The sequence below is a fragment of the Streptomyces sp. NPDC088554 genome, assembly GCF_044752945.1.
In the GTDB taxonomy this organism is placed as follows: Bacteria; Actinomycetota; Actinomycetes; order Streptomycetales; family Streptomycetaceae; genus Streptomyces.
This window is the reverse complement of record NZ_JBIVMF010000004.1, coordinates 273812-294926: the sequence shown is the minus strand read 5'-3', so window position 1 is coordinate 294926 and position 21115 is coordinate 273812. Positions and strand designations below refer to the sequence as shown.

Annotated in this window: 21 protein-coding genes and 2 pseudogenes; 7 read left to right on the top strand and 16 right to left on the bottom strand. The window is 69.8% G+C overall.

The features are described 5' to 3' along the window. Positions 1-165 precede the first annotated feature (165 nt). The 3 genes from ACIP8W_RS07000 to ACIP8W_RS06990 all read right to left on the bottom strand — a co-directional run bounded on the left by ACIP8W_RS07000 (position 166) and on the right by ACIP8W_RS06990 (position 4302). Positions 166-858: a DUF402 domain-containing protein gene (locus ACIP8W_RS07000; protein WP_402202214.1), complete on the bottom strand. Its 693-nt coding sequence runs from the start codon at positions 856-858 to the stop codon at positions 166-168. Between the two features lie 83 nt (positions 859-941). Then, positions 942-2339 (bottom strand): class II fumarate hydratase, encoded by a 1398-nt coding sequence (locus tag ACIP8W_RS06995; RefSeq protein WP_401947239.1) that lies wholly within the window; start codon positions 2337-2339, stop codon positions 942-944. A 289-nt stretch (positions 2340-2628) separates the two neighbouring features. Continuing rightward, entirely contained in the window at positions 2629-4302 is a 1674-nt protein-coding gene (locus tag ACIP8W_RS06990; RefSeq protein ID WP_401947236.1) for a fumarate hydratase, read from the bottom strand. A 195-nt stretch (positions 4303-4497) separates the two neighbouring features. Here ACIP8W_RS06990 and ACIP8W_RS06985 point away from each other — a divergent pair, with 195 nt between their 5' ends. Beyond that, positions 4498-5181 (top strand): DUF1707 domain-containing protein, encoded by a 684-nt coding sequence (locus ACIP8W_RS06985; protein WP_401947235.1) that lies wholly within the window; start codon positions 4498-4500, stop codon positions 5179-5181. A gap of 264 nt (positions 5182-5445) precedes the next feature. Further along, positions 5446-5820 (top strand): WhiB family transcriptional regulator, encoded by a 375-nt coding sequence (locus ACIP8W_RS06980; protein WP_401947232.1) that lies wholly within the window; start codon positions 5446-5448, stop codon positions 5818-5820. A gap of 116 nt (positions 5821-5936) precedes the next feature. Here ACIP8W_RS06980 and glpX read toward each other — a convergent pair whose 3' ends face one another. Then, complete coding sequence (gene glpX, locus ACIP8W_RS06975; protein ID WP_401947230.1) at positions 5937-6968, bottom strand: class II fructose-bisphosphatase; 1032 nt, start codon at positions 6966-6968, stop codon at positions 5937-5939. Between the two features lie 123 nt (positions 6969-7091). Between glpX and ACIP8W_RS06970 the strand changes: the two genes are divergently transcribed. Continuing rightward, positions 7092-7640, top strand: a complete 549-nt coding sequence (locus tag ACIP8W_RS06970) for a DUF4245 domain-containing protein (protein ID WP_401947228.1) — start codon at positions 7092-7094, stop codon at positions 7638-7640. 116 nt (positions 7641-7756) lie between these two features. Here the strand turns inward: ACIP8W_RS06970 and ACIP8W_RS06965 are convergent, their stop codons facing one another. The 3 genes from ACIP8W_RS06965 to xseA form a co-directional block, all read right to left on the bottom strand. After that, complete coding sequence (locus ACIP8W_RS06965; RefSeq protein ID WP_401947226.1) at positions 7757-8347, bottom strand: malonic semialdehyde reductase; 591 nt, start codon at positions 8345-8347, stop codon at positions 7757-7759. A gap of 205 nt (positions 8348-8552) precedes the next feature. After that, positions 8553-8819 carry an exodeoxyribonuclease VII small subunit gene (locus ACIP8W_RS06960; RefSeq protein WP_401947224.1) on the bottom strand — a complete coding sequence of 89 codons (267 nt, stop codon included), beginning with the start codon at positions 8817-8819 and terminating at the stop codon, positions 8553-8555. Between the two features lie 67 nt (positions 8820-8886). Next, on the bottom strand, positions 8887-10107 hold the full coding sequence (gene xseA / locus ACIP8W_RS06955) for an exodeoxyribonuclease VII large subunit (RefSeq protein ID WP_401947222.1): 1221 nt from the start codon (positions 10105-10107) through the stop codon (positions 8887-8889). 103 nt (positions 10108-10210) lie between these two features. Here xseA and ACIP8W_RS06950 point away from each other — a divergent pair, with 103 nt between their 5' ends. Both ACIP8W_RS06950 and ppgK read left to right on the top strand, forming a co-directional pair. Continuing rightward, a complete protein-coding gene (locus ACIP8W_RS06950) occupies positions 10211-11239 on the top strand; it encodes a 4-hydroxy-3-methylbut-2-enyl diphosphate reductase (RefSeq protein WP_402202210.1) in 1029 nt (342 codons plus the stop codon). 54 nt (positions 11240-11293) lie between these two features. Next, on the top strand, positions 11294-12031 hold the full coding sequence (gene ppgK / locus ACIP8W_RS06945; protein WP_401947217.1) for a polyphosphate--glucose phosphotransferase: 738 nt from the start codon (positions 11294-11296) through the stop codon (positions 12029-12031). Positions 12032-12132: 101 nt separating this feature from the next. Here ppgK and ACIP8W_RS06940 read toward each other — a convergent pair whose 3' ends face one another. Then, positions 12133-12645 (bottom strand): DUF6542 domain-containing protein, encoded by a 513-nt coding sequence (locus ACIP8W_RS06940; RefSeq protein WP_401947215.1) that lies wholly within the window; start codon positions 12643-12645, stop codon positions 12133-12135. Positions 12646-12977: 332 nt separating this feature from the next. Here ACIP8W_RS06940 and ychF point away from each other — a divergent pair, with 332 nt between their 5' ends. Next, complete coding sequence (gene ychF, locus ACIP8W_RS06935) at positions 12978-14066, top strand: redox-regulated ATPase YchF (protein WP_401947212.1); 1089 nt, start codon at positions 12978-12980, stop codon at positions 14064-14066. Between the two features lie 146 nt (positions 14067-14212). On the opposite strand, the gene ACIP8W_RS06930 is transcribed toward ychF, so the two are convergent. The 3 genes and pseudogenes from ACIP8W_RS06930 to ACIP8W_RS06920 form a co-directional block, all read right to left on the bottom strand. Continuing rightward, complete coding sequence (locus ACIP8W_RS06930) at positions 14213-15382, bottom strand: hypothetical protein (RefSeq protein WP_401947210.1); 1170 nt, start codon at positions 15380-15382, stop codon at positions 14213-14215. A 65-nt stretch (positions 15383-15447) separates the two neighbouring features. Then, positions 15448-15712: pseudogene (locus tag ACIP8W_RS06925) on the bottom strand (type II toxin-antitoxin system RelE/ParE family toxin). Beyond that, the gene (locus ACIP8W_RS06920; RefSeq protein WP_401947207.1) at positions 15705-15974 is read right to left on the bottom strand and encodes a type II toxin-antitoxin system Phd/YefM family antitoxin; all 270 of its coding nucleotides are present in this window, start codon (positions 15972-15974) and stop codon (positions 15705-15707) included. Before ACIP8W_RS06920 ends, ACIP8W_RS06925 begins: the two are co-directional and overlap by 8 nt. A gap of 235 nt (positions 15975-16209) precedes the next feature. Between ACIP8W_RS06920 and ACIP8W_RS06915 the strand changes: the two are divergent. Next, a pseudogene (locus ACIP8W_RS06915) lies at positions 16210-16359 on the top strand (Txe/YoeB family addiction module toxin); the annotation flags it as partial. A gap of 36 nt (positions 16360-16395) precedes the next feature. Here the strand turns inward: ACIP8W_RS06915 and ACIP8W_RS06910 are convergent. The 5 genes from ACIP8W_RS06910 to ACIP8W_RS06890 all read right to left on the bottom strand — a co-directional run bounded on the left by ACIP8W_RS06910 (position 16396) and on the right by ACIP8W_RS06890 (position 21088). Continuing rightward, positions 16396-17649, bottom strand: coding sequence for an Nramp family divalent metal transporter (locus ACIP8W_RS06910; RefSeq protein WP_401947204.1), 1254 nt, complete (start codon positions 17647-17649; stop codon positions 16396-16398). Positions 17650-17658: 9 nt separating this feature from the next. After that, positions 17659-17802: a hypothetical protein gene (locus ACIP8W_RS06905; protein WP_401947202.1), complete on the bottom strand. Its 144-nt coding sequence runs from the start codon at positions 17800-17802 to the stop codon at positions 17659-17661. Further along, positions 17799-18839: a ketoacyl-ACP synthase III family protein gene (locus tag ACIP8W_RS06900; protein WP_401947200.1), complete on the bottom strand. Its 1041-nt coding sequence runs from the start codon at positions 18837-18839 to the stop codon at positions 17799-17801. The genes ACIP8W_RS06905 and ACIP8W_RS06900 overlap by 4 nt, the downstream gene beginning before the upstream one ends. Before the next feature lie 20 nt (positions 18840-18859). Beyond that, positions 18860-19585 carry a class I SAM-dependent methyltransferase gene (locus ACIP8W_RS06895; protein WP_401947198.1) on the bottom strand — a complete coding sequence of 242 codons (726 nt, stop codon included), beginning with the start codon at positions 19583-19585 and terminating at the stop codon, positions 18860-18862. Positions 19586-19726: 141 nt separating this feature from the next. Beyond that, positions 19727-21088: an NAD(P)/FAD-dependent oxidoreductase gene (locus ACIP8W_RS06890; RefSeq protein WP_401947196.1), complete on the bottom strand. Its 1362-nt coding sequence runs from the start codon at positions 21086-21088 to the stop codon at positions 19727-19729. Positions 21089-21115 lie beyond the last annotated feature (27 nt).

Genomic DNA, 21115 nt, shown 5'->3' with positions numbered 1-21115 from the left:
ACCGGTCAACAGTGTGACGTGCGGTGTGGCGCGGCGTGTGACCAATGGTCAGTCCCGTTGCCACGCCCACCCGTTGTCCCGGTGCAGTCTTCCGGAGGACGATCCTACGTTTGCACCCTGGGGGCCAATCAAGGGTCTCATGGCCCCGGTGGGCGTACTTCGCGATCATGATGTGGACGTCCGTACCGGTGCCCGGTCCCAGCCGTCCGGAAGCTCCGGCACCTCCCAGTGCGACTCGGGGCGCCAGTGCTCCCAGCCGTCGCGGAAGGGGGTGCCCCACGCCCTGATCATCTCGACGGCGGCCCGTCCGGCCGCCTCGACCCGCCGTGCCCCCGCCGGGTCCATCAGCCCGTCCTGCTGGGCCTGCGCGAACTCGTCCTCGTCGCGCCAGCGCCAACTGCGGTCCGGGTAGACGTCGATGTCGAGGAAGTGGTCCTCCGAGTCGATCCCCCCGGACCAACGGGTGTAGGGCTCCTCCAGGTTCACGTACCAGCTCTGGAAGCGCCAGTCCTCGTCCCACCACAGCCACACCGACCAGGGCTCGCCCGGCCGTACCAGCTTGAGCACCCCCATGCCGTGCCACCGGTCGCGCACCACGGCGCGCGGCTTGGTGTAACGGGTCGCCAGCGGCTCGTGGTTGACGGGGGTGCCGTCCGCCAGCACCGGCTTCACGCAGATCGTCCCCGGCGCCAGCCAGACGGCGAGCAGCTCGTCGGTGTCCCGCACGACCGTGACGGGACGGCAGATGTGCACCCCGTCGCCGGCGTTCTCCCGGTACCGCCACAGGATGTGCGTCCCGGGCGGCCAGTGCCCGCCCGCCGCCGCCGTACCGTCCGCCGCCCTCACCGTCGCTGTCATGCGGAGATACTAGGTGGTACGGAGACGGCGAGGACCGGCGCCCGGAGTGTGCACCGGGATTCCGGGGCCGGGTCCACAGGTGTTTACGGGCGCGTCATACGCAGCACATCCAGCGCCTCGTCGAGCTGCTCCAACGTCAGCTCCCCGCGCGCCACATGACCGAGGGCGAGGACCGTCTCACGGATCGTCGCGCCGTCGGCGAGGGACTTCTTGGCGACCTTGGCCGCCGCCTCGTACCCGATGTACTTGTTCAGCGGGGTGACGACGGACGGCGACGACTCGGCGTACTGCCGGGCCCGCTCGGCATGGGCGACGATGCCGTCGACCGTACGGTCCGCGAGGAGCCGGGACGCGGTGGTGAGCAGCCTGATCGACTCCAGGAGGTTCTTGGCGATCACCGGGAGCATCACGTTCAGCTCGAAGTTCCCGGCGGCGCCGGCCACCGCGACCGTGGTGTCGTTCCCCGTGACCTGCGCGGCGACCATCAGCACGGCCTCCGGGATCACCGGGTTGACCTTGCCGGGCATGATCGAGGAGCCGGGCTGGAGATCCGGGAGACTGATCTCGGCCAGTCCGGTACGCGGCCCGGACGCCATCCAGCGCAGATCGTTGGCGATCTTGGTGAGCGAGACGGCGAGGGTACGCAGCTGGCCCGAGGTCTCCACGAGCCCGTCGCGCGCCCCCTGCGCCTCGAAGTGGTTGCGCGCCTCCGTCAGCGGCAGCCCGGTCGCCCGCGCCACCTCGGCGATGACGGCGGCCGAGAAGCCGGGCGGGGTGTTGATCCCGGTGCCCACCGCCGTACCCCCGAGGGGCAGCTCCGCCAGCCGGGGCAGCGAGGCGGCCAGCCGCTCCACCGCGTACCGGATCTGCGCGGCGTAACCGCCGAACTCCTGGCCCAGGGTGACGGGCGTGGCGTCCATCAGATGCGTCCGGCCCGACTTGACGACCTCTGCGAACTCCTCGGCCTTGCGCTCCAGCGCGGCGGCGAGATGCTCCAGCGCGGGGACCAGCCCGCCGGTCACGGAGGCGGTCGCCGCGATGTGGATGGACGAGGGGAAGACGTCGTTGGAGCTCTGCGAGGCGTTGACGTGGTCGTTCGGATGTACGTCCCGGCCGAGCCGCTCGGTGGCCAGCGTGGCCAGCACCTCGTTGGTGTTCATATTGGAGGAGGTGCCCGAGCCGGTCTGGAAGACGTCCACCGGGAAGTGCTCGTCCCACCGGCCCGCCGCGACCTCGGCCGCCGCGTCCTGGATGGCGCCCGCGATGTCCTTGTCGATCACGCCCAGCTCGGCGTTGACCTTGGCGGCGGCGGACTTGATCCGGGCCAGCGCCTCGATGTGCGCGCGCTCCAGCCGCTGTCCGGAGATGGGGAAGTTCTCCACGGCACGCTGTGTCTGGGCCCGCCATTTCGCGTCCGCGGGGACCCGGACCTCACCCATGGAGTCGTGCTCGATCCGGTACTGGCTGTCGTCCGTCGTCATCGTCGTACCTCCTGCGAGGGAAAGCGCCCGGGTGATCCATTGTGTTCCCACCCGGAACGCTTTCCCCCAAGGCTCAGCCGAGTTCCGGAGGCCTTGCCCGGTCGGCGACTCAGCCGGGCCCCGGACCGGGATCGAGGTGAACGTCGGCGCCGGGACCGGTTCCGTGAAGAAGTCGTTGCCCTTGGCACCGGTGCTGATGGCCGCCCTCGCATTGCTCGGCCCTGGGGGCCTCGCAGGCTTCGGGCAGCCGCGCCGGACTCCGTCCGTCGGGTGTGGCCGCCGCTCGTGCCTATGCCCCGGCGCGTACCTGAATCGTCGTGAACGTCGGCGCCGGGGCCGGTTCCGTGAAGAAGTCGTTGCCCTTGTCGTCCACGACGATGAACGCGGGGAAGTCCTCCACCTCGATCTTCCAGACCGCCTCCATGCCCAGCTCCTCGTACTCCAGGATCTCGACCTTCTTGATGCAGTCCTGGGCGAGCCGGGCCGCCGGGCCGCCGATCGAGCCGAGGTAGAAGCCACCGTGGGTGCCGCACGCGTCGGTGACCTGCTTCGAGCGGTTGCCCTTGGCGAGCATGACCTTCGAGCCGCCCGCCGCCTGGAACTGCTCGACGTAGCTGTCCATCCGGCCGGCCGTCGTCGGGCCGAAGGAGCCGGACGCGTACCCCTCGGGGGTCTTCGCCGGGCCCGCGTAGTAGACCGGGTGGTCCTTCAGGTACTGCGGCATCTCCTCGCCCGCGTCGAGCCGCTCCTTGATCTTGGCGTGCGCGATGTCGCGGGCCACGACCAGCGGCCCGGTGAGCGAGAGCCTGGTCTTGACCGGGAAGCGCGTCAGCTCGGCGAGCACCTCGTCCATCGGACGGTTGAGGTCGATCCGTACGACTCCGTCGTCGGCGGCGGCCTCCGTACCGAGGTGCTCGTCGGTGGTGTCGGGGAGGAAGCGCGCCGGGTCCTTCTCCAGCTGCTCCAGGAACACGCCCTCGGCGGTGATCTTCGCGACGGCCTGGCGGTCCGCCGAGCAGGAGACGGCGATGGCGACCGGCAGCGAGGCGCCGTGGCGCGGCAGCCGGACCACTCGTACGTCGTGGCAGAAGTACTTGCCGCCGAACTGCGCGCCGATCCCGATCCGCTGCGTCAGCTCGAAGACCTTCTGCTCCAGCTCCTTGTCACGGAAGCCGTGGCCCGTGGGGGAGCCCTCGGCGGGCAGCTCGTCCAGGTAGTGCGCCGAGGCGTACTTCGCGGTCTTGAGCGCGAACTCCGCCGACGTACCGCCCACGACGATCGCCAGGTGGTACGGCGGGCACGCGGCCGTGCCCAGCGAGCGGATCTTCTCCTCCAGGAACTTCATCATGGAGGTCTCGTTGAGGACCGCCTTCGTCTCCTGGTAGAGGAACGACTTGTTCGCGGAGCCGCCGCCCTTGGCCATGAAAAGGAACTTGTACGCGCCGCCGTCCGTCGCGTACAGCTCGATCTGCGCGGGCAGGTTCGAGCCGGTGTTCTTCTCCTCCCACATGGTGAGCGGGGCCATCTGGGAATAGCGCAGATTCAGCTTGGTGTACGCGTCGTAGATTCCGTGCGAAAGGGCTTCCTCGTCGCCGCCTTCCGACAGCACGTTCTGTCCGCGCTTGCCCATCACGATGGCCGTACCCGTGTCCTGGCACATGGGGAGAACGCCCGCCGCCGCGATATTCGCGTTCTTCAGGAGGTCGAGCGCCACGAACTTGTCGTTCGACGACGCCTCCGGGTCGTCCACGATCCGGCGCAGCTGGGCGAGGTGCGCCGGACGCAGGTAGTGCGAGATGTCGTGCATCGCCTCGGCGGCCAGCGTGCGCAGCGCCTCCGGGGCGACCTTGAGGAACGTACGCCCATCGGCCTCGAAGGTCGTGACACCTTCGGCGGTCACCAGGCGGTACGGCGTGGTGTCCTCTCCCAGGGGGAGCAGATCGGAGTACGTAAACTCTGGCATTTCGGCCATTCCTCACTCGACAGACGGCGACGCGGCCCCCATTGGCAGCGGCGTCCTCCAGACTAGGGCGCCCCACTGACAGGGCCCCTGTGAGGTAAGGCTCAGTCGGATCGTCGTATCGATACGACATATCCGCGCGGGCGCGCCGGGCTCAGCCACTAGTCGCGATCTATCGCGTTTCGCTACCCTGAGGTCGTGGACCTCGAAAAGCAACCCCAGAAGCCGGTCGCCCCGGCGGAGCCCCCGGCGATCCGGGCCTCCGACGCCGACCGGGACCGGACCGCGGACATCCTCCGGGAGGCCCTGGCGGAGGGCCGCCTGGACGCCGAGGAGCATGGAGAGCGGATCGACGCGGTCTACCGCGCGAAGACCGTCGCCGAGCTGGAGCCCCTGGTGCGGGACCTGCCCGCCGCCGGTGCGAACGGGCGGCCGTTCGCCGCCGCGGACCCGCACGGCGCGTACGGATACACCCCGGAGGACGCGCACGCCCCGGCGGAGAACCTGGTGGCGATCTTCAGCAGCTCGACCCGCAAGGGGCGTTGGCGCATCGGGAGCAGGACCAACGCGTTCTCGCTCTTCGGCAATATCGAGATCGACCTGGCCGAGGCCCTCTTCGGCCAGCGGGTCACGGTGATCAACGCGACGGCCATTTTCGGCAATGTCGAGATCGAGGTCCCCGAGAACATCTCGCTGCGCGGCAACGGCAGCGGCATCCTGGGTAATTTCGAGGTTCACAACCTGGAGGCCGAGCAGCCGGACGCGCCGGTCGTGGTGGTCAACGGATACTCGGTGTTCGGCAATGTGGAGGCCAAACCGAAGCGCGGCAAGCGCATCTCGGACCTCCTTCAGGAGAAGCTCCGCAAACACCTCGGTTCCTGACGGTTCGCGCCCGGCCGCTGTCCGGCTGCTCCCTTTGTTCCCCGGCTCGTGTTCCCCGGCTTGTCCCGGCTTGTTCGCCGGGCCTGTTCCGCCGGTTGTTTCCAGCCATTTCCGGCCGGGAGTACGGGATGGGCCGAGGGTCTGTATTCCTGTGCGGCGTTCCGGGCTGCCGAAGTGGGTACCACTCAGTGCATAGGAGTGCGTACAGCGGGTAGGGAAGGCTTCATCGTCTCTCGCTCGCGAAGCCGTCGTCAGGAGTAGACCGTGCTGCAACTGCCGCATCAGCCCCTGCAGGTCGCCGCCGTGCCGCCCCAGCGGAGTCCCGCTCGGGAGGATCAGGCCGGCCCCTGGCATTCGGAGGCGGTGTGCCGTCGTGACGAAGCCGGATTGTTCTTCGCCCCCTCGAAGGAGCCGACAGCCGCGAGGCTGGCGCGGGAGGAGGCCGCGAAGCGGGTCTGCGCCCGATGTCCGGTCATGGTCGAGTGCCGGGAGCACGCGCTGATCCAGCCGGAGCCGTACGGGGTGTGGGGCGGCCTGACCGCCGCCGAGCGCCGCGTCGTGCTCGCCCGGCGCAGGCGGCGCGAGGTGGAGCTGCGCAAGGCCGCGGCCGCCGACGAGCGCATCGCCGCCGCCGGCTGACCCGGTCCGTCCGCGTCCGGCCTGTCCGCGTATACGGAGGGGCGCCCCGCCGCACGATCGGGGGCGCCCCTCCCTGTACGCGCGGGGCCGCCGTCCGGCCCGTACCGCGTCGGTCGCTACTTGGCCCGGTCGAAGTCGATCGTGCTGTACGCCCGGAGCTTGGAGAGCCGGTGCGTGGAGTCGATCTGCCGGATCGTGCCCGACTTGGAGCGCATCACCAGGGACTGGGTGGTGGCGGTCTCCGAGCGGTAGCGCACCCCGCGCAGCAGTTCGCCGTCGGTGATGCCGGTGGCGACGAAGAACACGTTGTCGCCGCTGACCAGATCGTCGGTCGACAGGACGCGGTCCAGATCGTGTCCGGCGTCGATCGCGCGCTGCCGCTCCGTGTCGTCCTTGGGCCACAACTTGCCCTGGATGACTCCGCCGAGGCACTTTATGGCGCACGCCGAGATGATGCCCTCGGGGGTGCCGCCGATGCCCAGCAGCAGGTCGACACCGGTGCCCTCGCGCGCGGCCATGATCGAACCGGCGACATCGCCGTCCGAGATGAACTTGATCCGGGCGCCGGTCTCCCGGATCTCCCGGACGATGCCGTCGTGGCGGGGGCGGTCCAGGACGACGACCGTGACGTCCTCGGGGGAGCAGCTCTTCGCCTTGGCGACCCGGCGGATGTTGACCGCGACGGACGCGTTGATGTCGACGTAGTCGGCGGCCTCGGGGCCGGTGACCAGCTTGTCCATGTAGAAGACCGCGGACGGGTCGAACATGGCGTGCCGGTCGGCGGCGGCCAGAACGGCGATGGCGTTGGGCATGCCCTTCGCGTTCAGCGTGGTGCCGTCGATGGGGTCGACGGCGATGTCGACCTCGGCGCCCGTGCCGTCGCCGACACGCTCGCCGTTGTAGAGCATCGGGGCTTCGTCCTTCTCGCCCTCGCCGATGACGACGACACCATTCATCGACACGGTGGAGACGAGGGTGCGCATGGCGTTCACGGCGGCGCCGTCCGCGCCGTTCTTGTCGCCCCGGCCGACCCACCGGCCGGCCGCTATCGCGGCGGCCTCGGTGACCCGTACCAACTCCAGGGCGAGGTTGCGGTCAGGGGCTTCGGGGGACACCTCAAGCGGGGCGGGCAGTTGATGCTCGGTCATCGAGCGCACCTTTCTGTACGGCGACGGCCGGAAACAAGGGTGGACACGACTCTATCCGCACAATGCCAGATTGAGCAGAGGGCCCCACGTTTGAGCGCAAGGGGGTGATGCGACGATGGTGCGGTGGCAGGCAAGCGAGGTACACAGACGGTGCGGGACATGTTCCTGTCGATGGCGGTCATCGGGCTCGTCGTCGCCGCGATCTACATGTTCATTCCGCATGACGACACGGCGGCCCCGGTGAAGGTGGTCGACTACCGGGTCGAGCTGGTGACCGCCCGGCGTGCGGCGCCGTATCCGGTGGCGGCACCGGCCGGGCTGGCGGAGACCTGGAAGCCCACTTCCGTCTCGTACAAGAGGGAGAGCTCCGACGCGTGGCACCTCGGCTATCTTGACCCGGACGGCCAGTACGTCGCGGTCGAGCAGTCGACGGCGCCCGCGAAGAAGTATGTGGCGGAGGTCACCCAGCAGGCCGCGGACACCGGCAGGACGCAGCGGGTGGCGGGCGAGGCGTGGCAGCGCTGGAAGGGGCCGAAGTACGACGCCCTGGTCCGCGTGGACGGGGACGCGACGACGGTGGTGACGGGGACGGCCTCGTACGAGCGGCTGGCGGAGATGGCGGCCGCGCTGGAGACCGCGAAGCCCTCGGAGCCGGAGACGGCGAAGCCCTGACGGGCGGGCGGGTCCCCGCCCTGTTGTGTACGTGTACGTATGAGAAGAGGCCGCCGCTCCTCCCGGGTCCGGGAAGGGCGGCGGCCTCTCTTCGCGTACGGTGCCGGGCGGGCCGGTCAGACGGTGGTGACGGCCTCTTCGAAGGCGAGGCGCGGAGCGCGCGGGTAGAAGGCGTCGGCGCCGGGCTTGCCGATGTTGACGATCGCCAGCGGGGTGTGGTCGTCGTCCAGGAACTCCTTCTGGACACCGGCGGCGTCGAAGCCGGTCATCGGGCCCGCGGCGAGCCCGGCGGCGCGGACGCCGATGATGAAGTAGCCGGCCTGGAGCGTGGCGTTCAGTCGGGCGGCCTGCTCGCGGGCCGGGCGCTCGCTGAAGAACATGTCCTTGGCCTGCGGGAAGGCCGGGAAGAGGCGGGGGAGCTCCTCGTGGAACTCGTTGTCCGCGGCCAGGATCGCGACGAGCGGCGCGGCGGCGGTCTTGGCCCGGTTGCCCTCGGCCAGGTGCGGGGCGAGACGCTCGCGGGCCTCGGCGGAGCGCACCAGGACGACGCGGAGCGGCGACTGGTTGAACGCGGTCGGGCCGAACTTGACCAGGTCGTAGATGGCCTGGACCTGCTCCTCGGTCACCGGCTCGTCGGAGAAGGTGTTCGCGGTGTGGGCCTCGCGGAAGAGGAGGTCCTGGGCGGCGGTGTCGAGCGCGAGAGACATGGGGGCCTTCCGGGTGTGCGATATGTGCGGTATGTCTGTGGTGCGATAAATGAATCGGAGGATCCGTTTCACCGTACAACTCGATATATTAACTTTCAACAAAAACCGTCGTGGGGACCCGTGACTCGACTCACAAGCCTTGCGGGGAAGCGGCCCGGACCGCTCCGTCCGAGGTCGGAGAGGCGCCGAGCCGCCCCGGCCGGGCTCAGCGGCCCGTCGCGCCGTCGCGCTCGGCGCCGACCCCGGTGCCACCGGTGTCCTCCTCGGCGGCGGGGCCCGCCAGCGACGCGTCCAGCCGGGCGCGGGCGCCCTCCAGCCAGCGGCGGCACACCTTCGCCAGCTCCTCGCCGCGCTCCCAGAGCGCGAGGGAGTCCTCCAGCGACGTACCGCCCGCCTCCAGCCGGCGTACGACCTCGATCAACTCGTCCCGCGCCTGCTCGTAACCGAGCGCCGTGGTGTCCGTCCCTGTCATGTGATCCACCCTATGGTCAGCGCGTACCCGCGCGGTCCGACGACTGATGGCGCTCCCGGGGCGCCGCTCACGGGGTGTCCGGCCCGGCGACCCGCACCACGAACTCGCCCCCGGCCACCCGGGCCCGCAGCTCCTCGGCGGCCACGACATCCTCCGGGGCGCGCACCACCGTGCCGTCCGGGCGCTGGAGCACCGCGTACCCCCGCTCCAGCGTCGCGGCGGGCGACAGCGCCAGCACCCGGGCCCGGGTGTGCGACAGCTCCGAGTCGGCGCGGTCCAGCCGATGGCGCAGTACCAGGCGGCCCCGGTCGGCCAGCGCGGACACCTCGGCCGCCCGCTCGTCCACTATCCGGTGCGGCCGCTCCATCACGGGCCTGCCCAGCGCGTGCGCCAGCCCGCGCTCCTCCCGGTCCAGCAGCCCCCGCACCGTCCGCAGCGCGCGGTCCCGCAGGGCCTGGACGCGGTCCAGCTCCTCGCCGACGTCCGGCACGGTCCGCTTGGCCGCGTCGGTCGGCGTCGAGGCCCGGACATCCGCCACCAGGTCCAGCAGCGGCGAGTCCGGCTCGTGCCCGATGGCGGAGACCACGGGCGTACGGCACGCGGCGACCGCCCGTACCAACTGCTCGTCCGAGAACGGCAGCAGATCCTCCACGCTGCCGCCGCCGCGCGCCACGATGATCACATCGACCTCCGGCAGCGCGTCCAGCTCCTCGACCGCCTGGACCACCTGCGCCACCGCGTTGACCCCCTGCACCGCGGTGTTCCGCACCTCGAAGCGCACGGCGGGCCACCGCCGCCGCGCGTTCTCCAGCACATCGCGCTCGGCGGCCGACGCGCGCCCGCACACCAGCCCGATCAGCTGTGGCAGGAAGGGCAGCGGCCGCTTGCGGTCGGCGGCGAACAGACCCTCCTCGCCCAGCGCCCGCTTCAGCCGCTCCAGCCGCACCAGCAGCTCGCCGATTCCCACTGGCCGTATCTCCGTCGCCCGCAGCGACAGCTGTCCGCGCGGCGCGTACCACTCCGGCTTCGCCTGCACCACGACCCGCGCGCCCTCCGAGACCACGTCCGCGATGGCGTCGAAGACCTGCCGATAACACGTGACGCTCACCGAGATGTCGTGCGACGGGTCGCGCAGCGTCAGGAAGACCACCCCCGCGCCCGGTCTGCGCGAGAGCTGCGTGATCTGCCCCTCGACCCAGATCACGCCGAGCCGGTCGATCCATCCGCCGATGGCGCGCGACACCTCACCGACGGGCAGCGGGGCGTCCGCGGACGTATGAAGAGCCATGGAAGGGAGCGTATCGGCCACCTCTGACAAAGCTCCTTCTCCGCCCCGAACTCCCGTACGGCCCGAACTCCCGTCCCTCCCCGGCGGCCTTACGATGGGGCGTATGACTGACACGTCCCGCCCGTCGCCCGCCGCCACCCCCAGTGGAGACGCCGTGCGCCGCGCCGGCAAACGCGTCCTCCTCGCCGCCCCCCGTGGTTACTGCGCGGGTGTGGACCGTGCCGTGATCGCCGTGGAGAAGGCCCTGGAGCAGTACGGTGCACCGATCTACGTCCGGCACGAGATCGTCCACAACAAGTACGTCGTCCGGACCCTGGAGAACAAGGGCGCCATCTTCGTGGAGAGGACGGCCGAGGTCCCCGAGGGCTCCATCGTCATGTTCTCGGCGCACGGCGTCGCCCCCGTCGTCCACCAGGAGGCGGCCGAGCGCAGGCTCGCCACCATCGACGCGACCTGCCCCCTGGTCACCAAGGTCCACAAGGAAGCGGTGCGCTTCGCCAATGAGGACTACGACATCCTGCTGATCGGCCACGACGGCCACGAGGAGGTCATCGGCACCTCGGGCGAGGCCCCCGACCACATCACGCTGGTCGACGGCCCCGCCGATGTGGCCAACGTCGAGGTCCGCGACGAGTCCAAGGTCGTCTGGCTCTCGCAGACCACGCTCTCCGTCGACGAGACGATGGAGACGGTCGACGCCCTCAAGGAGAAGTTCCCGCAGCTGATCGCGCCGCCGAGCGACGACATCTGTTACGCCACGCAGAACCGCCAGATCGCGGTCAAGCAGATGGGCGCCGACGCGGACCTCGTGATCGTCGTCGGCTCCAAGAACTCCTCCAACTCGGTACGTCTGGTCGAGGTCGCCCTCGGCGCCGGAGCGGGCGCCTCCTACCTGGTGGACGGCGCGGACGAGATCGACGAGGCATGGCTCGACGGCGTCTCCACGGTCGGGGTCACCTCCGGTGCCTCCGTCCCGGAGATCCTGGTCGAGGGCGTGCTGGAGTGGCTCTCGCAGCGCGGCTACGAGGACGTCGAGATCGTCAAGGCGGCCGAGGAGTCGATCACCTTCTCGCTGCCCAAGGAGCTCCGCCGCGACCTGCGCGCGGAGGCGGCGGAACTGGCGCGGAAGTAACCCCGTAGGCCGTTTTGGGCGTCGCTGTCAGCGTCTGGCCGTAACGTTGTGTCCATGAACGTCTTCGGAGTGGACATCGGTGGCTCGGGCATCAAGGGTGCGCCCGTGGACCTGGAGCGCGGCGATCTGGTCGAGCCGCGGTACAAAGTACTCACGCCGCACCCGGCGACGCCCGAGGCCGTGGCCGACGGAGTGGTCGAGGTCGTCCGGCACTTCGGCTGGTCGGGGCCGGTCGGGATCACCTTCCCGGGGGTGGTCACGGGTTCCGTGATCCGTACCGCCGCCAATGTCGACAAGGCATGGATCGGCACCGACGCCGGACAGGTCCTCGGCGAGCGGCTGGGCCTGCGGGCGACGGTTCTCAACGACGCGGACGCGGCGGGCGTGGCGGAGATGGCCTTCGGCGCCGGACGCGGCCGCAAGGGCACGGTCTTCCTGCTGACGTTCGGTACGGGCATCGGCAGCGCCCTCTTCATGGACGGCAAGCTGATCCCCAACACGGAGCTGGGCCATCTGGAGCTGCACGGCCACGAGGCGGAGAAGCGCGCCTCGACGAAGGCCAAGGACGACGAGGAGCTGAGCTGGCAGCACTGGGCGCACCGGGTGCAGAAGTATCTGGCGCATCTGGAGATGCTGTTCTCGCCGGAGCTGTTCATCATCGGCGGCGGGGTGAGCCGTAAAGCCGACAAGTTCCTCCCGCTGATCGAGGGGATCAGGGCGGAGGTCCTTCCCGCCGAGCTTCAGAACAACGCGGGGATCGTGGGCGCGGCGATGGCCGCCGCGGGCCGCTGACGAGGAGCTGTTGATACGGGCGGGCGCTGGCCACGGGAGCTGTTGTCCGGGCGGGCGCCGGCTGCGGGCGCTGCTGTACGGGCGCGGCGGTGCCCCTCCCGCTACCCGCGCCGGGCGGCCCGTGACGCGGTCGCCCCGGTCCTGGCCGCCATCGCCGGGCCCCGGACAGCCCCGGCCCGTACCGCGGCGTCCCGGGCGGCGGCGTCCCTGAGCGCCTGCCGCCGCCCCATCTGCCGTACTTTCCGTACGGAGGCGATGAGCCCGGCGGTCAGCGTGCCCCCGTACAGCCACCCGGCGTGCACGGCCAGCGCGGTGACCAGCGCCATCACATGACCGCCGACGCCACCGGTGCCGCCCGAGATGGGGACCGTACCGACCGCGAAGGCGATCGGCGCGGAGATCGGCGCCGTTACCAGATCGGCGGTGCGCACCCAGAGCGCGGTCACCGCGCAGACCGGCAGAAACAGCAGCCCGTAGACGAGGGGCGCGCCGTCGAAGAGCAGCTGGTCCAGAAAGGCGATGAACAGCATCGTCGCGGTGGCGAACAGCCCGGCGCCGAGCCCGGTGAACCGGGGATTGGGCAGCCTCCGCAGATGGCGCACCACCGGCGGCACCGGCCGGCGGCGCCCCGCCGTCGCCCGCCGGCCCCGGGGGGCTCCCGGGAGGGCGCTCCGCCCGGGGAGAGGGGCGCGAGGCCGTCGGCGCCGCTGGGGCTGGTGTGTCCTGTGCTGCTCCACCGGACCAACGTAGGCGGCGGAGGGTGACGAACCGGGTACGGGACACGCCCTTCGACCGACCCCGGAATTGAGTTCGACGCCCCCGACGCGCGCCCGGGGCGTGCCGCCGGGCATCCGGGCACCCGGCGTGGGCGGTGGCGGCCCGCCCGTAAACTGAGGGATCGGCTCGGTCCCCGGGCCTCCAGTCCTCACTTCAGGAAGTCGCCAACGTGTCGCTCACGATCGGAATCGTCGGTCTGCCGAATGTCGGCAAGTCGACCCTGTTCAACGCCCTGACCAAGAACGACGTGCTGGCGGCCAACTACCCGTTCGCCACCATCGAGCCCAACGTCGGAGTGGTCGGCGTCCCCGACCCCCGGCTCACCCAGCTCGCGGAGATCTTCGGCTCCCAGAAGATCCTCCCGGCGACCGTCGACTTCGTCGACATCGCGGGCATCGTGCGCGGCGCCTCCGAGGGCGAGGGCCTGGGCAACAAGTTCCTGGCGAACATCCGCGAGTCGGACGCGATCTGCCAGGTCATCCGCGCCTTCAAGGACGAGAACGTCGTCCACGTCGACGGCAAGGTCTCGCCCAAGGACGACATCGAGACGATCAACACCGAGCTGATCCTCGCCGACCTCCAGACGATCGAGAAGGTCCTCCCGCGCCTCCAGCGCGAGTCCCGCATCAAGAAGGAGGTGCTGGGCCAGGTCAAGGCGATCGAGGAGGCCCAGGCCATCCTGGAGACGGGCGAGACCCTCTTCTCCGCGGGCATCGTCCAGGGCACGGAGAAGGCCGAGCCCCTGCGCGAGATGCACCTGCTCACGACGAAGCCGTTCCTCTACGTCTTCAACGTCGACGAGGACGAACTGACGGACGACACCTTCCAGGACGAACAGCGCGCCCTGGTCGCCCCCGCCGAAGCGATCTTCCTCAACGCCAAGCTGGAGTCCGACCTCGCCGAACTGGACGACGAGGAAGCCCTCGAACTCCTCCAGTCGGTGGGCCAGGAACAGCCCGGCCTCGCCACCCTCGCCCACGTGGGCTTCCGCACCCTCGGCCTCCAGACCTACCTCACGGCAGGCCCCAAGGAATCCCGCGCCTGGACCATCAAACAGGGCGCCACGGCCCCCGAGGCGGCCGGTGTGATCCACACCGACTTCCAGAAGGGCTTCATCAAGGCCGAGGTCATCTCCTTCGCCGACCTGGTCGAAACCGGCTCGGTGGCCGACGCCCGCGCGGCGGGCAAGGCCCGCATGGAGGGCAAGGAGTACGTCATGCAGGACGGCGACGTGGTGGAGTTCCGCTTCAATGTGTAATCGCTTCGTTACTGCGGGCTAGTTGGTTCGTCAAGTCTGCAGGTGGCAAGGGGTTGGCTCTTTCGGGAGTCGGCCCCTTGCTGGTTCCCGTGCTGGATGAGTGCTGGATTTTCTGACGCTTCGTCACCTACGCGTCCTTGAGTGCCTTAGTCGGCAAGCGGTTCGAGCATCGGCTGGAAGGCGGAGTTCTCCTCGTCGGGAACGTGCGGGAGGAAGCCGTCGGGGACGGTGCGGGCGGCGGTGGCGAGGAGACGGTCAAGGACTTCCTGCTCGGTGGCCGGGGGGAGCCGAAGGGCGGCGAGGAGACGGTCGCGGACGGCGGGGTGGTCCGGGTGGTCGTCGAGGTAGTCGGGGCTGAGGGTCGGAGGTCGGAAACCAGCCAGTGCGTCGTGCCAGGACGGGAGGGTGACGGCGAGGGTCAGGGCCTCGGCGAGCGAATCGGCGATCAGGGAGGCATGCCCTTCGGAGTCGGTGTAGAGGACGGGGCAGGGGCCGCCAGGGACGGCTGGGCCGCAGAGGTAGTGGGTGCCGCCTGCGTTGCAGCCGGCGACAGGCTCCACCGGGAGGCCGTTGGGCAGGACGATCGGCTCGATCGGGTCGGTGCGGGCGAGGTCGAACTCGCCGTCGCAGGCCAGGTAGGCCGCGACCTCGGGATGCGCGGCGATTCTGTTGAGCAGGGCGTTGTCCGAGAGGGCGGCCGGGTTGAGAGCTGCGGCGACCGCAGGGGTGAGGGGATGTCCGGCGAGGACGTGGCGGACGGCTTCGAGGGGGACGGGGCGCTCGTAGTAGTCCTCGAAGTGGGCCTGGGCGGCCTCGGGGGAGCGGTCGGCGAGGAGGTGGAAGAGGAAACCGGAGCCGTCCGGGTCCTCGCTGCCGGGCGGGAAGTCGATGTTCGAGCCGGTGCGCCAGGCCGTGTCGCCGGTCTCCCGCCACAGGCAGGCGGTGACCCGAGGGGCGTTGATGCCCTCATCGCAGAAGGCAGGTTCGTCCAGGAGCGGGCGCAGTGCGGCGGGCACTTCGTCGATGACTCCGGGCCAGACCTGCTCGTCGTCCGTCCCGTACGGGCTCATCGCCGACTCGTGGTCGAAGCCGCGTATGAGCACGCCGGCCGGAGTGAAGAGGACGGAGAAGTCGTCCCCCGAACCGTTCTCCATCAAGGCTGCCTCTTCGCCGGGGCCCCAGGCGACGTCGAAGGTGTAGTAGCAGTACTGCGGATCGTCGGCGATCGCAGTCTCCAGGACTGTCAACGCGCGCAGGTGGGCGCGGAGTTCGATGGGGGCGGGAAGGAGGGTGGCGATCGCGTGCACAGTGTTCATGGCGTCATGAAAGCAGTCGCCACTGACAACCTGGCCTGCTGGTCCGGACGGTGGCGTCCCTGACTCTAGGTGTCGTGCACGGTGGAGCGATGCCCGATATGCACGAACCACACCACCAGTTCACCGTTGTCGATCGTGTAAACGACGCGGTAGTCGCCGACGCGCAGGCGGCGACGTTCGGGCTGGGACGCGAGCGCGGTGGTGTTGAAGCCGAGAGGGTCGGTCTCCAGCTCCGTCAGCTTGGTCAGGATGCGTAGCGCCATGTCGCGGGGGATCTTCCGAAGGTTCGGCCTGTGCCTCAGGGCGGAAGACGGTTCGGTACTCACTCACTCCGCGCCAGCGTCTCCTTCATGATGTCCTCGATCGGGATGCCGGACGCGGGGTTGGCCATGCGTTCGTCGATGATCCGGTTGATCTCGCGTTCTTCCCACTCCTGATACTTGCGCAGCACCTCGATGGAGACGATGGCGGCGACTTCCTTGCCTCGGCGTGTGATCACTGTGGGCACGTCGTCGCGGTCTGCGCGCTCCACGACGTCCGCCAAGTGCGCGCGCACGTCGCGGATGGACTCTGTGGGTAGTGGCTGCGTCATGCGCTCAGGCGTACCGAGTGTTCCATGTGTACGCAACGGAAATCGTGGCGGTGGACAGGCCCTCGTTGCTGCGGTCGCGCGTGTTGGATGTGCTGGATGAACTCGCGCCGTGCTGGATCGGTGCTGGATATAAGCTTCGAAAACGGTGTTTTTACAGGTGGGAGTGTTGTGCTGAACACTCCGCTTCAACGTGTGGCGGATGACGTAACACCACGTGGGTGACCTGGCGGACCCGCGTGATCCCTTCACGGGGATCGGCAAGCCCGAGCCGCTCAAGTACCACTTGCCTGGGGCCTGATCGAGGCGGATCGACGACGCGCATCGCCTCGTTTACTTGGTCACGGACGGGGAGATTGTGATCCTGGCAGCTCGCTACCGCTACTGAGTCCGGCACTGTCCCACGTGCTGCTCGGCACAGGTCCTAGCTCCCGGTCAGTGTGAGGACGACGAGGAGCGCGTTCAGCACGACGATGGCCAGGGCGGTGGCGTAGGTGGTCAGCCTCAGCGCGGTGCCGTTGGCGAACGGGCCCATGAGGCGGGGGTCGGAGGTCAGGCGGGCCAGGGGGATGAGGGCGAACGGGATGCCGATGCTCAGCATCACCTGGCTCAGGATCAGGGCCTGGGTCGCGTCGAAGCCGAGCGTCAGGATGACGAGTGCGGGGACGAGGGTGACGGCGCGGCGCAGCAGCAGCGGAATCCGTACCCGTACGAGCCCGGACATCACGGCCGCACCCGCGTAGCAGCCGACCGAGGTGGAGGCCAGGCCGGACGCGAGGATCCCGACGGCGAAGACGAGGCCGACGGTGGTGCCGAGGCTGTGGGCGATGGCGGCGTGGGCGCCCTGGAGGGTGTCGACGCCGGGGACGCCGTACAGGTTGCCCGCGGCGAGCAGCAGTAGCGCGATGTTGGCCGAGCCAGCGATGAGGAGGGCGATGCCCACGTCCCAGCGGCTCGCGCCGAGCAGCAGCCGGATCCGGGAGGGGTCCGGGTCGAAGCCGTGGCGGTCGCGGGTGAGCGAGGAATGGAGGTAGATGGCGTGGGGCATGACGGTCGCGCCCAGCATGCTCGCGGCGAGCAGTACGGTCTGGGCGCCGTCGAACCGGGGGGTGAGGCCGCCGGCCGCGGCCGTCCAGTCGACGCCGTTGACGAACAGCCCGGCGACGAAACCGATGACGATGATGGCCAGCGCCCCCATCACGACGCCTTCGAAGGTGCGCTGACCGTGCCTGGTCTGGAGGGCGAGGACCCACATCGACACCCCGCCGACGATGAGGCCGCCGAGCGGCAGCGGTACGCCGAAGAGGATCTCCAGGGCGATCGCGCCGCCGACCACCTCGGCCAGGTCGGTGGCGATCACGACCAGCTCGGCCTGGGCCCAGAAGGCCAGTCGGCCGGCCCGGGGCATCCGGTCACCGAGTACCTCCGGCAGACTGCGCCCGAGGACGAGCCCCAGTTTCGCCGACAGGTACTGCACGACCATGGCCATCGCGTTGGCCACGACCAGCACCCAGACCAGCAGGTATCCGTACTGCGCCCCGGCGGAGACGTTCGCCGCGATGTTACCGGGGTCGACGTAGGCGATGGCGGCGACGAAGGCGGGGCCCAGCAGCGGTACCGCCCTCAGCCGCGGTCGCGTGGGGTTCTGTTTCGTCACGGTCCCATCCGTCGAAGGCATGGGCACTCCTTACGGGTGGTTCGCCGGTGGGCCGGGTGCCGGGTGGGGTGTCGGGTCGGCGGTGACCCGGTCGAGATCGACCGTCAGGTCCTTGTCGGGCAGGTCCTTGTCGGGCGGGGGCGGTCGCAGCGGGCTCAGCAAGGGGCCCGTCATGACCACGACGGCGCCGCGAGGATCCGCACCACGGCCGCCGCGACGTTGAGCCCCGGGCTGATGCCCAGCATCAACAGGTGGTCCCCCGGGACGAGTTCGCCCGAGCGCAGCATGTGGTCGAGGGAGACCACCTGGTCGCTCGGCCCCAGGTGGCCGAGATGGCGGCCGAACTCCCAGTTGGACCGGTCGATCCCGATGCCCAGTGTGCGCAGCACACCGTCCTCCATGTGCTGCCGGGAGGAGTGGTTGTAGGCGACGCGCGTGATATCGGCTATCTCGATGCCGGCCTCGTCGAGTGCCCGGTCGATCACCTCGATCCGGGCCTTGACCAGCGGCAGCCAGGGGCTCTCGCCGTCGTCCCGGTCCGCCACGTCCCTCTGGAAGTCCTCGATGCGCCCGGCCAGGTCCCAGGCGGCGCTGTCGTCGCGGGACGGGAACAGGGGCTCCCGTCCGCGTCCCATCTCCTCCAGTTCCACCACCGTGATGGAGGTGATGGACAGCAGCTGGGCGACGCCCGGCGCACGGGTCAGGACGACCGCCGAAGCGGCGTCCCCGATGACGAAGTCCGGGGCCAGGCACTGCCATCGGTTCACGTGCGGCATGCTGATGTTGTCGGCGGCCACCGCCATCGCGGTGGCGTCCGGGCCCTGGCCCGCCAGGAACCCGGCGGCCAGTTCCAGCGCGGCGAACATGCCGTTGCACCCCTGGCGCACCTCGGCCGTGGTCAGGTGACCGCCCACCAGATGGCGTTGCAGGTAGGACTGCGGATACCAGCCGATGGGGCCGTTGTTGTAGTTGTCGGCGTACAGGAGCAGGGAGAGGCCGGTCGGGTCCTGGCCGGACCGGGCGAGTGCCTGCCGGGAGGCGGCCAGGGCCATTTCGACCGGGGGTACGTCACCGGCCACGGCGGCACCGGTGTACCCGGATGCGCGGGCCGGTCCCTCGGCGATCAGGCCGTCGGCCACGGCCCGCTCGATCGGGACGGTGTCGGGCAGGTGGACGCCGATGCCGCTGATGAAGACGTCGTTCACTTTCATGGGGGAATCCGCCGTACGAGTCAGGGCCGTTGCGGCCGGGCCACCACGTAATGGGCCGGAAGGGTCAGGGGCGTGCCGTCGGTCAGCTTCTCCGTGGTGTGCATGGACAGGCTTCCGGCGGCGAGGAGTTCGAAGCGGGCGGCGGTGAAGACCGCCTCCAGCTCGGCCTCGCCCGCCGCTGTCTGCAGCCCGATGCCGAAGTAGGCCGACACACGGTCGAGTTTCGGCAGGTCGTGGCGGCCGGTGGTGATGAGGTGGGCCATGTAGTGGTAGCTGTCGGGGGTGAGTTCCTGGGCGAACACGGTGCCGCGCCCGCCCGTGAGCAGGGCCAGCGAACGGATGCAGGTGTCCCGGTCGGCCGGGGTGAGCTGGTGGATGACACCGGACAGGTAGACGTTCACCTCGCCCAGCTCGTCCCGGAACTCCCGTACGGCCGCCTCGTCCAGGATGTCCAGCCGCCGGTACTCCACGCGGGGGCCGCCGTTGACCTGTCTGGCCTTGGCCAGCGCGGCCTCGGCGATGTCCACGCCCAGCACCCGCTCGTAGTGCCCGGCCAGATAGGCGGTCTGGGTGCCGTTGCCGCAGCCCACGTCGATCAGCGGCAGCGTGGGGTCGGCGTACGGTCCGAAGAGCCGGATGTGAGTTGCGGCGCCCAGGTCCGGCGGGCAGTCCCAGAAGGCCTCGCTGTCGCGCTGTGGGAGATCCTTCCAGTAGACCTCCCACAGAGGCCCGTATCGGCTTCCCATCCGGCTGTCTTCCTTTCCTCGCGCACTGCTCCGGAGGCCCGCTGCGGTGCGGCGGGCCGGTGGTGGGTGTTCCGTGTTCCGGGGCCCGTCGGGTGGGTCGGGGCCCCGGGTGACCGGAGACCGGGACTTTCGCAACCCGCCCTAGAAGAGGGCCAGCGCCGAGGCCGACGCCTTCAGGTTGCCCAGGTGGGAGTGCCAGAGATGGGACGGGTCGGCCTCGACGGCCGCGACGTACTCCTTCATCGCGGTCAGGGCGGCGGGCTCGTCCGCGTCGTACACGTCACCCTGGAGCATGCGGATGACGTCCTCCCGGTAGCGGGGGTCGTCGATGAACGCGGTGAAGAGCACGTTCAGCCGGTAGTACATGGAGATGAAGTCGTACCAGATGTTCACCCCGCGCCGGAGTGTGTCGACGTAGCCGTCGAAGCGGTGCTTGGTGAAGTCACCGGCCTCGTGCGCGGCGATGATGGACGTCGCGGCGAGCCGGCCGCTGTTCATCGCGACACTCACACCGCTGGAGAAGATCGGGTCCACGAAGCGGGCGGCGTCCCCGATGAGGAGCCTGCTGTCGCCGGATATCTCCCGCATGCCGTAGCTGTAGTCGCCCTCGGACTTGAACTTCCGCAGCTGCTTGGCCTTGCGCAGGGCGTCGCCCAGTTCGGGCCGGCTGCCGACGGCCTGCCAGAAGAACCCCTCCAGGTCGTCCTTGGCCTCCTTGAACCGCTGCTTCTGGGTGACCACACCGATCGACGTGATGGTCTCGGTGATGGGGATCTGCCAGACCCAGGTGTCCTCCTCGGGGAGGAAGTGCACATGGATGTAGTCGGCGTCCTGGGGGCGGCGGGCCAGGGACTCGCGGTCCAGGTCCTCGAACCAGGTGTGCACCGCGTACTGGTTGAAGACCGGGTCGTTGACCTTGACCTTGAGCTGACTGCCCAGGAGGGTCTGGCGGCCGGTGGCGTCGACCACCATGCGTACCGGGACCTCGGTCCGCTGGTTGCCGACCTTCATATGGAGCACCGGCCGGTCCGCCCGGGAGAAGTCCACGCGGTTGACCCGCATCCCCTGGTAGACCTTGGCGCCCAGCTCCTCGGCGTGCTTCAGCAGGACGAGGTCGAACTCGCCCCGGTCGACGTGCCAGGCGTAGGTGCGGTCGACGCCGGGCTGTTCCCGCTCCTCGTACGCGATCTCCGCGACGCCCAGCCCGTGCGAGCCCGCGTCGAACTCCATGGTGCTGGTCGGGCGGGTGTCCGAGGAGGTCCAGGCCGCGCCGTACTTGCGGACGAAGGGACCGTTCTCGATCTTGTCGATGGCGCCGATGTCGTGCAGGACCGGGATCACCGCCGGTACCAGCGACTCGCCGACGTGCTCCCGGGGGAAGAACTCGCTCTCGAACACCGCGACGGACAGCCCGGCCTTGGCCAGGTAGGAGGCGAGGGTCGAGCCCGCGGGACCGCCACCGATGATGCCCACGTCGTAGTCGTACTCGTGGTCACCGCTCATGAGTTGGCTCCTTCATACGTGTCATGG